Origin of the sequence: Donghicola eburneus (assembly GCF_900115865.1) — a bacterium.
Lineage (GTDB): Bacteria > Pseudomonadota > Alphaproteobacteria > Rhodobacterales > Rhodobacteraceae > Donghicola > Donghicola eburneus.
In genome coordinates, this window is record NZ_FOXY01000001.1 from 260,048 (window position 1) to 276,176 (window position 16,129).

Below are 16,129 nucleotides of genomic sequence, written 5' to 3' on the forward strand. Positions count from 1 at the left end.
TTTGGCCCGCACGACATTGATTGCCATTCGCGTTGCCCCACGTCACACATTTAGAAAACGGGGCGCGCGTTCGTCCCATTTATGCTCTGCCACAGGCCCGAGGAGCTGCCCATGCACTTGAATAGACGCCAATTTGCCCTGTCCGTTGCGGCGCTGCCCTTGGCGGCCTGCGCACCGAGCTCTCCGCAGGCGCCCGTGCGCCGCGCAGGTGTGCCCGACGGGATGCGCCCCGTGGCGAATGCAGGTTACACCAATTGGGTGGCCGGTTTCCGCGCAAGGGCCACGTCGCAGGGCTTCTCGAACGCTCTCTTGGATCGGGCATTTCGCGGCACGGGCTTCTTGCCGGGGGTGGTCGAACGGGATCGCAACCAGACAGAGTTCAAACGCTCGCTCGAGGATTATCTGTCAATCGCCGTGTCCGACGAACGGGTCGCAAAGGGCAGGGCAGCCTATGCCCGACATCGGTCGACCTTGACCGCGCTGGAGCGTGAGTACGGCGTGGACGCCCACATCATCGCGGCGATTTGGGGACTCGAGAGCTTTTACGGGGAACGGCGCGGCGATATTCCGGTGATCTCGTCTACCTCTACGCTGGCCTATGACGGGCGGCGCGGGACATTCTTTGAAAAGCAACTCATCGCTGCGCTCAAGATCCTAGACCGTGGCCAAGTGGCGCCACAGAACTTCACCGGCAGTTGGGCGGGCGCGATGGGGCACACGCAGTTTATTCCAACGTCGTATCTGGCCTTTGCGGTGGATTTTACAGGCGATGGCCGCGCGGATATCTGGTCCGAAGACCCCACCGATGCACTTGCATCGACCGCCGCCTATCTGGCCCGCAACGGATGGCAACGCGGCCTGCGGTGGGGCTCAGAGGCGGGGCCTGATGCATCCGGAACGATCCAGCCTCAGCCGGGTGGACCGCGCTTTACCACCACCGCCAATTTCCGCGCGATCAAGCGCTACAACAACTCTGATGCCTACGCGATCGGGGTGGGGCATCTGGCCGACCGAATTGCTGGCGGCGGCCCGCTGCGTGCGGATTTCCCGCCGGACTCCTATGGCTTTACCAAGGACGACCGGATCGCCCTGCAGCGCGGGCTGACCGCGCGCGGCTTTGATGCGGGGGGCGCGGATGGTGTGTTCGGGGACAAAACCCGTAGTGCCATCAGTGCCTATCAACGCAGTCAGGGCCTGCCTGTGACCGGAGAGCCCTCTCTCGATCTGCTGCGCCGTCTCTGAGCATTGCGCTCTGAGGAACAGGGCCTGCGCGGTTCGGCAACTTATGTCGCGGTGGCCGCGTGATTAGCTCTGCCTCTAGCGAACAGTAGTTTTCAGAGGTGCGTTATGAAGAAGATCGGTTTTCTGTCCTTTGGTCATTGGAACCCCGAAGCGGGTTCGCCCCTGAGAACTGCGGGCGACACCCTGCTGCAGTCCATCGATCTGGCTGTCGCGGCCGAGGAATTGGGCGTCGACGGCGCCTACTACCGCGTGCACCACTTTGCACGGCAGCTCGCGTCGCCGTTTCCGTTGCTCGCGGCGGTCGGGGCCAAGACATCCAAGATCGAGATCGGGACTGGCGTGATCGATATGCGCTACGAAAACCCGCTTTATATGATCGAAGATGCAGGCGCGGCGGATTTGATTTCAGGCGGGCGTCTGCAGCTGGGGATCAGTCGTGGATCACCTGAACAGGTCAACGATGGCTGGCGCTATTTCGGGTATCAGCCGGTCGAGGGTGAGGACCCCTCGGACATGGCGCGCCGGCATGCCGAAATTTTCCTGAAGCATCTGGACGGAGAGGGCTTTGCCCAACCAAACCCGCAGCCGATGTTCCCCAACCCGCCGGGCCTTTTGCGACTGGAGCCCCATTCCGAAGGTTTGCGCCGCCGGATTTGGTGGGGCTCGGGATCGAACGGCACTGCAATTTGGGTCGCGCAGATGGGTATGAATTTGCAGAGCTCGACGCTCAAGGTCGATGAGAGCGGCGAGCCGTTTCACATCCAGCAGGGCAAACAAATTCGCGCGTATCGTGAGGCATGGAAAGAGGCGGGTCATGACTTCGAACCGCGCGTGTCGGTCAGCCGGTCAATCTTTGCTCTGACCAATGACATGGATCGCGCCTATTTCGGCCGTAGCAAAAGCGATGATCAAATCGGGTATATAGACAATTTCCGCGGTATCTTCGGCCGTGGCTATGCGGACGAACCGGATCGTTTGGTCGAGCAACTGAAAGGGGACGAGGCGATTGCCGAAGCGGATACTCTGCTTCTGACCGTGCCCAACATGCTCGGGGTCGAGTATAACACCCACGTGCTGGAAAACATCATGACCCACGTGGCGCCCGCGATGGGCTGGCGCTAGGGACACTGCGCACCGCTCGGGGGCCTCGGGCGGTGCGTTTTCCTATGGTGCGTTAGACTGCACGTAAATTCCGGTCCAACAGTCCCGCAAGCCCGTGGATCCCCTTCATCATCGGGACGGGCTGATCGACCAATTCGGCCAATTCGACCAAGGCCCCGAGGATCGGGCCCAATTCAAACGGGCGGCCTGCCTCAACATCTTGCAGCATCGAGGTGCGTATCGGACCCAGTTTGCGCGTGGTTGCCATGCGGCCTTCGATATCGTCAAAGCCCTCCAGACCGATCCGAACGCCTAGGTCCGCCATCTCTTGCATCATCGTCCTGATCACACTGTTCGCACCGGGGTCATCGTGCAGCTGAGCGGCATCCGCGCGGGCCAGCGCGGACAGAGGGTTCATGTTGGAATTGCCCCACAGCTTCATCCAAACCTCACGGTGGATTGCGTCGGTCGTCTCAATCGGGATGCCACCCCGCTGAAGACATGCGGCGATATCGGAAAGGCCGTCGGGCTGACCGCCTAGGATGACCTTGTTCGCTTTGACCAACTGGATATGGCCGGGCGCGGCGACGCGGCTTGCGGCGTGCACCACATTTGCGACCACGCGCTCGACCGGCATCAGCTTGGCTAGCGTCCCGCCTGGATCGACGGAGGCCAGAGTTTTGCCCTCTGCCGGCCCGCCGAAGCCCGAAAGGAACCAGAAGGGCAGGCCGTTCACGGCGGGCATGACAAGAGTTTCGGCTGTCATGATCTGTTCGATCACAGGCGCTAGAGCGGGTAGGTCATGCGCCTTGACTCCCAAGAGCAGCAGGTCCGCTCCGCGCAACTGATCGGGATCGTTGGTGGCTGTCACAGGGATCGTTTCCGTGGTTCCGTCTGCCTCCAACACAAGGCCAGTGTTTTGGAGCGCTGCAAGAGAAGCGCCGCGCGCCAGTACGGTGGCTTCTGCGCCGCCTTTGACAAAACCAGCGGTCAACCAGCCTCCGATGGCCCCTGCGCCGATCACCGATACCTTCATGCTCTGTCCCTCCCTCTGGGTGTGTGTGGGCACTTTGGCACAGAGCAAGGGGCGGCCCAATGGTGCGGAGTGCTCAGAGGAAGAGAAAGTCGCTCTCTGCCAGATCGCTCAGCGCAACACCCTCTAGGGTTACTGAGGTCGCAGCGTAAGAGAGAGTGACCGCATCGACAGCGTCGGAAAAAGTGATGTCATCTATGCTCTCGGCTCCGGATTTGATGATGATGCGATCCTTGCTACCGCGGAAATCGGTGATCGTGTCCGCCCCGTCATTCGCCGCAAAGACAAAGCGATCGCGACCGCCGCCGCCAGACAGCATGTCGTCATCTGCGCCGCCAACAATCTTGTCCTTTTGCGCGCCGCCTGACAGGGTGTCATCCCCCGCACCGCCGATCAATTTGTCTTTGCCCGCGTCGCCAATCAGGCTGTCATCACCCTTGGCCCCTGCCAATTTGTCGTTGCCCTCTAGACCCAAGAGGGTGTCATCGCCAAGCCCGCCAATCAGCTTGTCCTTGGCGGTGCTCCCGCTCAGAGTGTCGCTGTAATCGGTGCCAATCAGCTTTTCGATCTGCGTGCCGTAGTTGATTGAAAAGGTGCCCGCGTCCGTGATCAGGTCGCTGGTGGTGCCGACGCGGGACATGACGCCGGGTGTCAGGCTCGCTTGTGCAGCGCCCATGGCGCTGGACAGATCAATGGTATCCTTGCCTGCACCATCCCAGATCAGAGGGTCGTTTAAACGAGTTGTCCGGTCTTGGGAAAATGCGCCGAGCGTTCCCATGTCATAGGTGTCGTTTCCCGCACGCTGGGTCGGGTCTACGCCATAGAGATACTGCATCGCGGCGGTGTCAAACAGTTGCAGGCCATCTTGCCACGCGCTGGTCCAAGACCCGTAAAGCGAGGTGCCGACGCGCTCTGACGTGAGCGTCAGGTGGTTCAAACCGACCGCGTGCATCAGTTCGTGGATGTAGATATAGCTGTTGTTCGCCAGCCCATCGGTGCTGTCATAAACGGCGTCATAGGCCAGTGTAATCACCGGAGAGGACGTGTTGCTCCATGTTCGGCCATAGACGCTACCGGCGTCGGCGTAATCGCTGACTGCTATGCGAACCGAAGCCTCTGCGGGATCAACAAATACGAACTCCAGCCCGCTGGCGTCCGACACCGCCGCCAAAGAGGCTAGAACATTGGCCTTCTCTGCATCGGTAAAGGCACGTAGGGACTCGCCATAGGGCGAGGTGCCACTTTCCAAATAGGTGATGCCGATGGTTTCTGCTTGGCCCAGTTCGGTTGAACCAAGGCGCGCGGTCGGACCAAGGGCAGAGATCCAGTAGGGCAAGTCTAGATTGGTCGGGAGGTTGTATAGGCCGTTGGGCATGGTGTGTCGCGGCTCCGGTCTGCAAATGGCAATCAATATCATAAACGAATGCCGCAAAGTCTCGTGTTCGGAGCTGACCTGTCAATGGACGTTTATCGTCGCCGGATCGCGCGCGCGAATTCCGGCGAAGCGTGCTTGATTACATCGGCTTGGGGCCGCTCATGCGCGGACCGTATATCCGCCCCGATGTCGAGAAGGTTCTCGTAAATCTGTTCGGGCCGCATGGGCACCGCATGCAGGAACCCTTGCTGCAAGACGGCGCGCATATGGTGGACGATGCGGGCCTGTTGGTCGGTCTCCACCCCTTCGACAATGGTGCGGATGCCCAGTTTCATCGCCATGATCGCGGTCGAACGCAAGACTTCGCGGGTCTTGGGGCCGGTCTCGATTTGTTGGACCAAGGATTTGTCGATCTTGATGATGTCGATCGGGAATTCTGTCAGCCGGTTCAGGTTGCTCGCCTCTACCCCGAAATCGTCTAGCGCGATCTGGATACCATGTTCGCGCAAGAGGTCGAGGTTGTGTAGCACGTCATGCATCGCCACACGCTCTGTCAGGGACCGCTCGGACAGTTCGATGACGAAGACGCGGTTGGGATTGTCGCGGATGGACTCGAAGCGTTGGATCAGGTCCTCGGCGGCCCCCTTTGCGCTCAGCTCTTCGACGCGGTGATTGAAAGAGATGTAGCGGTCGTCAAAGTACGCCAAGTCCTGCAGCAACCCCGCGCGCATCTTCCATGAGATATCGCTAAAGGGTTTGTTCTTGGTCACCTCGACCAGTTTAGCGCCAAAGACCTCGGGCGAGACCGTGGTGCCGTCGGCGCGTTTCCAGCGGATCAGTGCCTCGAAGCCGGTGATGAAGTTGCGGTGGGTGTCCATGATGGGCTGGACGACATAGTACATCTCGTCATCCAGCAGGGCCTGTCGGATATCATGTTCGGTGACAAAGCTGCCTTTGCTTTCGCTGCTTTTCAAGTAGGCCGGCGTGGCCATGGTCACCTGATTGCGACCGCCTGTCTTTGAATCCTCTAGGGCAACATCCGCCACCGCGAGCGCGTCCGAAAGCCCGCCGATCCCATCAAGGAGCGCGACACCGATACTGGCGGTACGCGATACAGGCCCGCGTTCTGTCGGCACTTGGTTCTTGGCGATCGCGTCCAACAGCTGTTGCGCGTATGTCTGGCAGTCCTCCCACCCTTCGAAGTCGCGCAGGATCAGAAACTCTTCGCCGCCCAATCGACCGATGATCTCTGTGTCTGCTGCAATACCGTCGAGCGTCTTGCCCAAGGCGCGCAGCAGACGGTCCCCAGCTTCGTGGCCAAAGGTGTCGTTCACGGATTTGAAGTGATCCAGATCGATCAGATAGAGCGCTTGGGTCTGCTCTGGGTCCTTGTCGGCGAGCGCTTGCTTGATCCCCCGCCGCGACAGGATGCCGGTCAGATCGTCATGGTTCAGCTGCCTCTCCAGTTTTCTGCGGGCCTGTTCGATTTTGGTGATGTCGATGTAATTGAAGACAATGAATGGGTTTTCTTCTTCGTTCAGAGACACGACGCTGTAGTTCACCTGATAGCGGTGCCCGTGGTGATGGGGCTGCTCTGGTAGAAACATGCTGCCATAGGGTTTGGTTTTAAGGATGCCCCTGAATTCATCCATGGCGCGCTTGATCCGCCCATGCTCGCTTGGAGTGAAAATTTCCTCGACTGTGCGGCCGGGCAGATCGTGGATGTCTTCGAGCAGAATGATGCCCCGTTGCAGTTTGAAAAAGGCGTGGTTCACATAGGCCAAGCGGTCAGGCTCTCCCATTGCCCATGCGACCGCCGGAACAGACTGGCTTTCGAATAATGTGGTCAGCTCTGCTTGACGCTTTTGCAGGTTCACCGAGGCTGTGATGTCAAAGATGTTCAAGAGCACCAGGTTGCCCATGTCGCCGCGTAGATCGACGATGTGACAGCTGGCGCTGAAGTGCCGGTCTTTGTGATCGTCAAGCGACAACGTCACGCTCTGACCGTCGCTCTTGGCAAAGGCCGCTGCGACCTCGGTTTGAAGTTGGCGGATTGACTGCGAGATCGTCTTTGAAAATTTGCTAGAGACCGCAGAGGCGGGGTGCTCGAAATGGGCTGGCGTTTCCTCGGGGTCGCAGAAATACGCGGCTGCAAATTCGGAAAATGCCTCATTCGCGTAGACAAAGGCCTTGGTATCTGCGCGCCAGACCAGTGCCGCGACCGGCTGCCTGTGCAGCACGCCGTTCAGTTGAACCGCCTCTTCCTTGGTGTTTCGCAGGGCAAGGTTGGCGGTGTCGACTTCTGCCAGCGCGGTTTCCAGAGCCAGATTTGCAGTCACCACGTCGGTCACGTCATGCAAAGTGGTGATAGTGATGCTTCGGCCTAGGCTAATCTCAGCAAGAGTTTCGCTGAGTTGATAATATTGGGGATCCTTGTCGTCGAAAAAGACTTGGATCGGGACCTGATCGCCGGTCTCGCCATGTGCGTCGATCCTCATCTTGCTTTGGTCCGCAGCATGAATGTCAAAGGGCTGCCCCAGTTCGGTGGCCAACCCAATATGTTCAAACAGCGCCTTGGCTGCTGAATTCAACTGGATCAACTGCCCGATTTTATCGCGGATAAAAATGGGCGTGGTCGCGTGGTGGATATAGGCCAGCGCCAGTTGTTGCATCACGCTCAGTTCGTCTTGCAACAGCTGCATTCGCTGATCTTTTTCATTAAGCAGGGTGATGGACTTCTGCCGTTCTTCACGGGTATGGGCCAAATCCCCTCTGGCTGCGGTCAGTTGTTGGCGGCTTTGGTGCAGGCGGTCAAACGCACTGCGGAGGTCTTGGAACTGGGCGTCGAGTTGTTGTGTCTTGGTTGCGACTACAGATTGGGACCACTCGCCAAAGATCGTTAAATTGACAAAACACAGCAGGAACAGAACGTACTCGATGAGATTTGGTACGGGGGCATAGAGTGGGCTGGCTGCGATGATCGTGCCATTCATCAGCGCGAGTACACGCGCTTTGACGTGAGAGAGGATACCGTACCCGAAGGACACAGCCACCATCAGGGAAAGAGACGCCACCAAACCCCAGTCGTGTATGGCAAAAACCATCGTGGCCGAGGCGAAAAACAGCGATACCTCGGTGATTAGAGTGCGCGTTTGGGTCTGGCGTTTAGTCCCGATCAACATTGCGGCAAAGAGGGCGGCACAAAGAAAGCCGAAGAATTGAATGGTCAGCCCGAAATAAGCGAAATCGATCGCAGCGCAGATCAGAGGCGCAAGCGGAAATGACCCCAGAAACAAGCGTTTCGGCGTAAAGGCAGCGTCTTTCTGTCCTTCGTGAAGGGACAAATTGCGTTCCGTCTTTCTCCGCAGTGGCCCAAGGGCCAAGTGCTCTGTGTGGTGCGGCCGCCCGAAAATGCGGGGCAGCCAGAGACGTCTGAAAACAGGCACTCGCTACACACGGCGCAGGGCCGAAACGGGGCACCTGCGGGGAAAAGGGAACTGGTTACTGTTTGTCAGGCGCGGTGCACTGCAGCACCGCGCCTTAGGTATTGGAAATCGGGGTAAAGGAGACCGAGATCAACTGTGATCCGCTCTGCTTTTCCGCAGCCAGAACGACGGTGCACTGGTTGTCGTCATCCCCAAGCACCATATTGACCGCGTCACCGCCCCAGCCTGCGGGGCCAAAGAGGATGTTGGTGACCTCACCGACATCAATGGTCCAACGCAGATCGCTGAACTTCAGCCCGTCCAATGCGCCCGTCTTGTTCGAGATGGCGCAACCCGTGCTTTGCCCGAACAGGATTTCACCGTCCTGCGACAGCACCATCACATCACCGCTCATGACAGAGCGTAGGGCGGTCAGCGTTTGCTGCGCCGTGTTGAGAATGGCTGATTTTGCCAGAACTTCGTCATTGACGGTCAAGAGCTCTTCGTTGGTGGATTGAAGCTCTTCGTTGGTGGTTTGCAGTTCCTCGTTCGAACTCTGCAGCTCTTCGTTGGAGCTTTGCAGTTCCTCGTTGGCCAGCTGTAGCGCCTCATTGGCCTGTTCCAGCTCTTGAACAGCGTTATGCAGCGCTTCTTTCAGATAGATGATCTCATGATGCGCGTCGCTCAGTCCGACATCCGCGTCGTCCGTATGCCCCTCAATAAAGACGATGGCGACGGTGATGCCCAGATTGTTCCGCGGCACCGAGAATGCTTGGGTGTAATAGCGCCGGATTTCGCCTGTCTCTGGATCTGGCATCTCGATCGGGACGATGTTCATCCGGACATGCTGTTTGGAAACAGAAGACACACTTGCTTTCATTGCGTCGGCGATCTCGGACTCGAAAAAGTCATCAATCGTGCCGCCCACCAAACCGGTACGCAGTTTGAAGATGTGGCGCAGCTTTTCCGAGATATAGGCCAACTTTCGGCGATCCGTGATCCCGATAAAGGACTTCTGAAACAACACATTCAGCAGGTTGAGAGTCGGGTCCGCCAGCGGCGTTGCCTCTTTTGGCGGTGTCTTGCGGGCCGTGTCACTGGCAACAGGATTACGAAAATTTGGTAGGGTCATAGAAAGGCCGGAATAGTAATTCGCGCTCATAGACCGGCAGAACACCTTGGCACGCAGATCAAGCGTTTCGAAGCCGCTCTCCTCGCCAAGCGCTTCGGCCTGACCCAAGAACAATAGCCCGCCGCGGTTGAGCGAGTAGCGGAAAATACGACTGAACGTGGCTTGGCTCGTCGCGTTGTAATAGATCATCAGGTTGCGGCACGAAATCAGGTCGATCCGAGAAAAGGGCGCGTCCGTGCCAAGCCCGTGTTTGGAAAACGTGACCATGTCGCGCAGGTTGTCTTTGACCTGATAGATACCGTCCCGATAAACGAAACAGCGGTTCACCACATGAGACGGGATGCCGGAAATTTCGCGCACGTCGTATTCCGCGCGCCGCGCATCGGCCAATGCCTTTTCATCCAGATCTGTCGCAAAGATCTGAACCCCAAGCTGCATTCCATTGGCATCAATGAGTTCGCTGGCCAGCATGGCGATGCTATAAGCCTCTTGCCCCGAGCTACAGCCAACGCACCAAGCACGGAAGGTACTGCCAGGGTCCATCTGCTGAAGGTAAGCGAGCAGGTGCTTGCGCAGCACTTCAAACGCTTGGTAGTCCCTAAAGAATTCGGTTACCGGAACTAACAACTCTTGCTGCAGAGCATGAGGCTCTTCGTCATTGACCGACATGAACTCGAAGTAGTCTTCGTAGCTCTTGATCCCCAAGGCTGACATGCGGCGTTTGACGCGCCGTTCGGTCGTCGAGCGTTTGTAATCTGAAAAGTCGACGCCGGTTTCTTGATGCACCGTGTCTGTGATCGAGCGCAGCACCTGACTGTCGCGGAAATCCCGTCCACCGCCGACTTCCTTGAGCATCGACAGGTCGCCCATGCTGAGCAGTTCGGCAAAGCGGTCGGTCGTGACAACCAAATCATATTGGTTCTTGTGGATCGCCGCGAAGGGCATGCCGTTATAACGCGCGCTTTCAGGGTCTTGGACGACGACAATGACACCAGCCTCGCGCAGTTCCGATAGGTACTCGGACCCATCCGTCCCTGTTCCCGAAAACACCGCTGCCACGTAGTTGGTGTCGGGCAAGCCCCGCTCGGCCTCTTTGGCCATCGAGTGAAACAGGCGGTTTATGCTGGGCTTGGGGCCAACCTTCTCGCTGGCCTTCAGCAGTCGGATCACACCGTTCTCTAGGATCACATCAGAATTAGGGGGCGTGATGTAAATTGTGCCGGGGGCAGGGGCGACGTCAGCCTCTAACGTGTGCACTTGCAACGAGGTTTGGCGCGAAATCAATTGAGTTAAGACAGAGCTATTATGCGGTGCTAGGTGCTGGGCCACGATGACCGAGAGGGTGGCGTCGGTCGACAATGCTGCCATGAACTCGGACAAAGCTTCGAGCCCGCCAGCCGACGCCCCGATTGCAACAATGGTATTCTCCGTCATTCCGACCCTGTCCCGTTATGCCCCGAGCGCCCTTCAAAGCACGCGCCTCGTGCGTGGTACTCTTTCCACGACTTGTTGTTTGCATCATGCAACTTTCGATGGTTGCGCGCTACTAAAATACATATCCGAAATTGCATAAAATAACTTACTGGTTTTTAGTGCTGAATGCTGCGTCTGCGGGTTCCGGTGAACGAGCGAGCAAGCTTTTTGCGCGCGATATCAGCGTCTCGGTTTGGTTGCCCTTGCCAAAAATCTCGACATTCAAGTGGGCGAATGCCTCGGTCGCCCATTCCGGCGTTTTGGTAAAGACGATGACGGGCACGTCTGGCTGAAGCTCATGCGTGGCAGCGGCGATATCCTTGCCGCTTTGCTCTTCACCCAAGTCGTAGTCTGTGATGACCAGATCGTACTGGTGGGTCTGAAGCGACAGTAGGGCGGCCTTGGCAGAATGACTTTGGTGCGTTGCGATGCCGATCTTGGCGAATTGCCGCTCCAGCAAGCGGGTGACCATCATGCTGTCATCAACCAAGAGCACCCGTGCAGAAGCATGTAACGTTTGCGCTGTCTGCATCAGCGGTTCTGCTGAATGGTGCGCGGGTAGGTGGATCGACACCTCGGCACCGCGCCCTGCGCGGTTTGACAGCTGAACATAGCCCCCCATATCGACCGCAACCGAATGCACGATGGACAGTCCAAGGCCGTAGCCTTCGGCAGATCGGGTCGGGGCACTGCTGCGCGAGCCTGCGATGATCTCTTGTGGGAAGCCGGGGCCCGTATCGGTGACGCGGAACACCCACCCCGGAATGCTAGGGTGCAATTCCTCGCTGTCCAAGTGAACGGTGATCTGACCATCCTGTCCGGCAGCGACAAGAGCGTTGCGCGCGTTCACCACCAGATTGATCAGCGCCGCGAGCACTGCGTTTGGACTGCCTGTCAGCCGGGCTCCTGCTGGTGCTTTGCGTACATCAATCAGAATTTGGTCCTGTGCGATCCCGTCGGACAAGCTGCGCAACATTGTTAGAACGTCCGACGCCTCGAAATTTGTGACTTCGTCCCGCCCCGCTGTCGCAAAATCCAGAAGGCGCTTTGCAAGCTTGTCGCTCACAGAGAGCGCGGACAGGGCATTTGTAATCAGGGCGGGTGTTGATCCACCAAGGTCCTGACCTTTGAGCCGTTCCAGGGTGAACCGCAGCGTCGCGTTCACGTTGCGCACATCGTGCACCACGCTGCGCGCCACTTGCCCCAGCACCAGGATGTTACGATTTTGGTCCTCTAGTTTCTCTGCAACCATGTTCTGGGTGACATCCGTGATCTCGATCACAGCGCCGCCTTGATTTTGGTTCGACAATGGCGCCGAGAAAATCCGCAGGTAACGCTGTGATTGGTCCGGAAATGTATAAAGACTGATTTCGCTATCGACCTTCCTGCCCAGAAAGGCGCGCAGCAATGGATCATCCAACGCGATTTCAGGAAAGGTTTCGAGCATTCGGTCAACCAAGGGCACAGACTGACGCTCGATCAGGGCACCGAACATGGCGCGCCCTTTGCGGTTCGTGACTTCGACTTCGCCGTCCGATCCCAGCTTGAAAATTGCGCCTCCGACGTCTTCGATCATTTCCGATGTGCGGCGGTTCTCCTCCACGGCGGCTCGGAAAATGCGGCTGCGGTTGCGAGCATAGATCAGCAATCCGGCCGTCGCCGTAATGGCACTGATGAAAGAGATCGCTGCCCCAACGCTTAGCACGATCTTGCGTGATTCCATCTGAGACAAAGTCTCTGTCATCTGGTCCCGATTGCTTTGCAGCAGATTGAGCAAAGCCTGAACGGCGAAGTCGTCGTTTACCCTGACAATCGGGTCGATATCCAAGGGTTGCCGCAGTTCGGTCTGACGAAGAAATTCGGCATTTTCTGTATATTCATTAAGCGTTTCCCCAAGGTTCTTGATCTCGTTTGTCAGGTCTGGGAAATGCTGTTCGGTCTGCTCGATCAGCGCTTTGATCGCCAAAGCATTCTGGCCAAAGGCATCTAGGTAACGGTCTTTTTCATCGGGACGCAGGACGGCATTTTTGAAATTGTGGATAAAGCCGCCATAGCCCAACTGATTGTTTAAGCGCACCAGAATGATGTCAGCTTGAACGATTTTTTGCTGAAAGGCCTGCTGTCGATGCAAGATATTCAGTGCGGTGAATCCCGTGAAAAAGAGGATGCACGTAAAGACGGAAATCCATAGCAGTCCGACGCCCCAAACATATGTTGGTTTGCGGCCTGTAGGTGCGGCCATCATCCGACCTTCTTGGCCTGTTTCAGCAGCCGATTGATCACAGCGAGCAGATCGGCAGGGTCAATCGTTTTCTTTATCTTCTCGTCGGCCTTTTCCATCCCGATCTCCATCAAGGGAGTCTCGAACAGGAAATCACGGCCTGTGCAGACGATTGTGGGCAGGTTCGGGTAAAGATCTTTGATCTGGTGCAGCAAGCTCACTCCGCCGCCGCCGGGCATGACCACATCCAGAATGGCCAGATCCACCGTATGAGAGGCGAGGTGATCCAGCGCCTCTTGCGCTGTCTCTGTCGTTTTGACCGAATGGCCCCAATCCCCGAGAAGCGCAGACAACGCCAGTGAATACATCGGATCATCGTCACAAAGTAGAAGTCGCGCCATCTCAGTCATCCTCCGGCATTTTTGCCGGCTCTATCGTTCGTACATATTAATCAACCTATCGACGCATATTATATGTCGAATTCGTTGTCCTCGACTATCCCTTTCGCTATTGTGCCCCTAGAAATACGCAAACCTTTTCGACCTAGGTTGGCCTTGGTTTCTTTGCGGGGGGCAAACTTGGTTAAAATCGTTGCTATTGGCACATCCGCAGGGGGCCTCTCTGCGCTAGAGACTTTTTTCGCGGCGACGCAGCACCCATCAGATATGTGCTATGTGGTTGTTCAGCACCTAAGCCCTGACTTCGTCTCAATGATGGACCGGCTTTTGGCACGCATATCGACGCTGGACATTCGCAAGATCGAAGATGGGGACCCAATCCTCGCCAATACGATTTATCTGAATACGCCCTCGACCTATATTGAGGTGGAAGATGATCGCTTTCGTGTGCGCCCCTTTGACCGCGCGGGCCGCGCGCCGCGTTTGCCGATCGATCACTTTTTCTCGTCTCTGGCGCAAAGTGCGTATCAACCTGTGGCGGCTGTCGTGATGACCGGCAGCGCGTCGGATGGGGCTCAGGGTGCATTGAAGATTACGCAAGCGGGTGGGCTGGCCTTTGCCCAAGATCCCGAAGAATCTGAATTCCCCACGATGCCCGAAGCATTGATCAAGGCCATACCGAGTGCCGAAGTCGCGACGGCAGGCGAGTTGCCCGCGCTCATTCATGCGCGCTTGTCTGGCGCCACGCGCGCTCCGGTCGCATGGTCCGAACTCAGCGCTTATCAGGGCATTATCCGTCTGTTGCAGGACACCTTTGGGTTCGAAGCGGACGATTATAAACCCGACAATGTCCGCCGCCGCGTCGAACGGCGCATGGCTCTGAACGGGTTCAATGACGAACGCGATTATCTGGATCTGCTCGCCCAAAGCCGCGAGGCGCTTGAAGAACTGTATGGCGATGTACTGATCGGGGTCACGCGGTTCTACCGTGACATCGGCTACTTTCACGCGCTGCGCAAAGACGTCTTTCCCGAGATGCTTCACGGTGCCAACGAAGAGACGCCGCTGCGGATTTGGGTCGCGGCGTGTTCGACCGGCGAAGAGGCATATACGCTGGCGATTGAATTAAGCGAGGCGATGGAAGAAGTGGGACTGCCCGCGAATTTCCGGATACTGGCGACAGATGTGTATGCGCCTGCGATCAAGACAGCCTCGGCAGGAATTTACCAAGAGCAACAGGTCCAGCACATCGCGCCTGACCTGTTGCAGAAGTACTTTTATCGGTCTGGCCGCGGCTATCAGGTCAAATCCCAGCTTCGGCAAAAGCTCATCTTCTCGGTTCAGAACGCGCAGGCAGACGCCCCGTTTTTGCGCTTGGATCTGGTGTCGTGCCGGAACATGCTGATCTATCTGACGGACGAAGCGCAGGCCAAAACGTTGGCGAATTTCAATTTCGGGCTGAAGCAGGGCGGGTACCTGACGCTAGGGCCATCGGAAACACCGGGCGCGCTTCTGGATCAATACAGCGCTGTGAATGAAAAATGGCGTGTGTATCATAAACACCCCGCTATGCTTCACACGGGACATGCCCCGGCCGATCGAGAGGGCCCACTGGCGATGACGACCGAAGATCCGAAACCGAACATTGCGCCGAACCTCAACTCGGACAGCCGCGACACCAGAGAAAGTGCCGCGCGCTCCCAGACTGCGAGAGACGGATGGATCGCGTTCAAGACCTACGAAGGCCTTGATGCGATGCTTCGGCGTTACGCGCCGTCCTCGATCCTGATCAACGCTGACGGAGAAGTCCTGACTTGGTACGGGCTTGCGGGTCTGTATGTGGATACCAAGGGTAAAACCGGGGGCTGGCACGTCGAAGATGTCCTTCATCCCGGTATGCGGACAGTGATCGCTGATGCGCTGATGGCCATTCGCGAGAAAAAGATCGAAGTGACCGAGCACGAGATCGACTTGCAGTTGACCGAGACGGACAACCATCGTGTCGCGGTCAAGGTCGAACCTTTGGCGCTCACACCGCCTTATGCCCGCTTTGTCGTCGTCGGGTTGCGGCGGGTGTCGGACGATGAACAAGCTGTGCCCAATGCCGCAGGCGAAGAGGATGCTGCCAAGTTGCGGGCACGGGTCGCCGAGTTGGACAAAGACCTGCGCCTGACCGAAGAGAGCCTGCAATATGTGATCGAAGCGATGGAGAGCAACGCAGACCTTCTGCGGGCTTCGAACGAAGAGCTTCGTTTCGCGAACGAGGAACTCCAGACTTCGAACGAGGAATTGCAGGCCGCAAACAAAGAATTGCACGCTGTGAACGAAGAGTTGCAAATTGTGACCAGCGATTTCGAGCGTCAGGTCAAAAGTGAGGCCGAGCAGATCAGTGCCTATGAGAGCGCGCTGCAAATGGCAGGGCTGTCGGCGCTGTTCTTGGACGCAGAGATGCGTCTTGAGGCCTTTACCCAAGGGGCGGGACGCCTGCTGGAATTGGTGCGGTCTGACAGGGGCCGGACGATCCGGTCCGTCGGGATCACGCTGCCGTTTGCCGATTGGGCTGAGCTTTGTGATCAGGTGCGTACAACAGGGCGCGAAGCCAAGGTCGAAGGTGAGCTTGATGGAAGTCCGCTGGCCGTAAAGGTGCGGTATATCAAGGCCAATGAAATCTCGGATAAGGCGCTTTTTGCGGTTCTGCTACAGGAAACATAAAGCGCGAGACCAAGGAA

Annotated in this window: 9 protein-coding genes; 3 read left to right on the forward strand and 6 right to left on the reverse strand. The window is 57.5% G+C overall.

The window, feature by feature from the left end; genetic code table 11:
- Nucleotides 1-111: 111 nt before the first annotated feature.
- Both BM225_RS01190 and BM225_RS01195 read left to right on the forward strand, forming a co-directional pair.
- Entirely contained in the window at nt 112-1,242 is a 1,131-nt protein-coding gene (locus BM225_RS01190; RefSeq protein ID WP_072706126.1) for a lytic murein transglycosylase, read from the forward strand.
- Between the two features lie 105 nt (nt 1,243-1,347).
- Entirely contained in the window at nt 1,348-2,364 is a 1,017-nt protein-coding gene (locus BM225_RS01195; protein WP_092463676.1) for an LLM class flavin-dependent oxidoreductase, read from the forward strand.
- A gap of 52 nt (nt 2,365-2,416) precedes the next feature.
- Here the strand turns inward: BM225_RS01195 and BM225_RS01200 are convergent, their stop codons facing one another.
- The 6 genes from BM225_RS01200 to BM225_RS01225 form a co-directional block, all read right to left on the reverse strand.
- Entirely contained in the window at nt 2,417-3,379 is a 963-nt protein-coding gene (locus tag BM225_RS01200; RefSeq protein WP_072706128.1) for a ketopantoate reductase family protein, read from the reverse strand.
- A gap of 73 nt (nt 3,380-3,452) precedes the next feature.
- On the reverse strand, nt 3,453-4,751 hold the full coding sequence (locus BM225_RS01205) for a M10 family metallopeptidase C-terminal domain-containing protein (RefSeq protein ID WP_072706129.1): 1,299 nt from the start codon (nt 4,749-4,751) through the stop codon (nt 3,453-3,455).
- A gap of 92 nt (nt 4,752-4,843) precedes the next feature.
- The gene (locus tag BM225_RS01210; RefSeq protein WP_072706130.1) at nt 4,844-8,095 is read right to left on the reverse strand and encodes an EAL domain-containing protein; all 3,252 of its coding nucleotides are present in this window, start codon (nt 8,093-8,095) and stop codon (nt 4,844-4,846) included.
- A 196-nt stretch (nt 8,096-8,291) separates the two neighbouring features.
- Nucleotides 8,292-10,742 carry a CheR family methyltransferase gene (locus tag BM225_RS01215; RefSeq protein WP_092463679.1) on the reverse strand — a complete coding sequence of 817 codons (2,451 nt, stop codon included), beginning with the start codon at nt 10,740-10,742 and terminating at the stop codon, nt 8,292-8,294.
- Between the two features lie 145 nt (nt 10,743-10,887).
- Entirely contained in the window at nt 10,888-13,023 is a 2,136-nt protein-coding gene (locus BM225_RS01220; protein WP_177218552.1) for an ATP-binding protein, read from the reverse strand.
- Nucleotides 13,023-13,403, reverse strand: a complete 381-nt coding sequence (locus BM225_RS01225; RefSeq protein WP_072706133.1) for a response regulator — start codon at nt 13,401-13,403, stop codon at nt 13,023-13,025. Before BM225_RS01225 ends, BM225_RS01220 begins: the two co-directional genes overlap by 1 nt.
- A 177-nt stretch (nt 13,404-13,580) precedes the next feature.
- On the opposite strand from BM225_RS01225, the gene BM225_RS01230 reads away from it, so the two are divergent.
- The gene (locus tag BM225_RS01230; protein WP_177218553.1) at nt 13,581-16,112 is read left to right on the forward strand and encodes a CheR family methyltransferase; all 2,532 of its coding nucleotides are present in this window, start codon (nt 13,581-13,583) and stop codon (nt 16,110-16,112) included.
- The last annotated feature ends 17 nt before the right edge of the window (nt 16,113-16,129 follow it).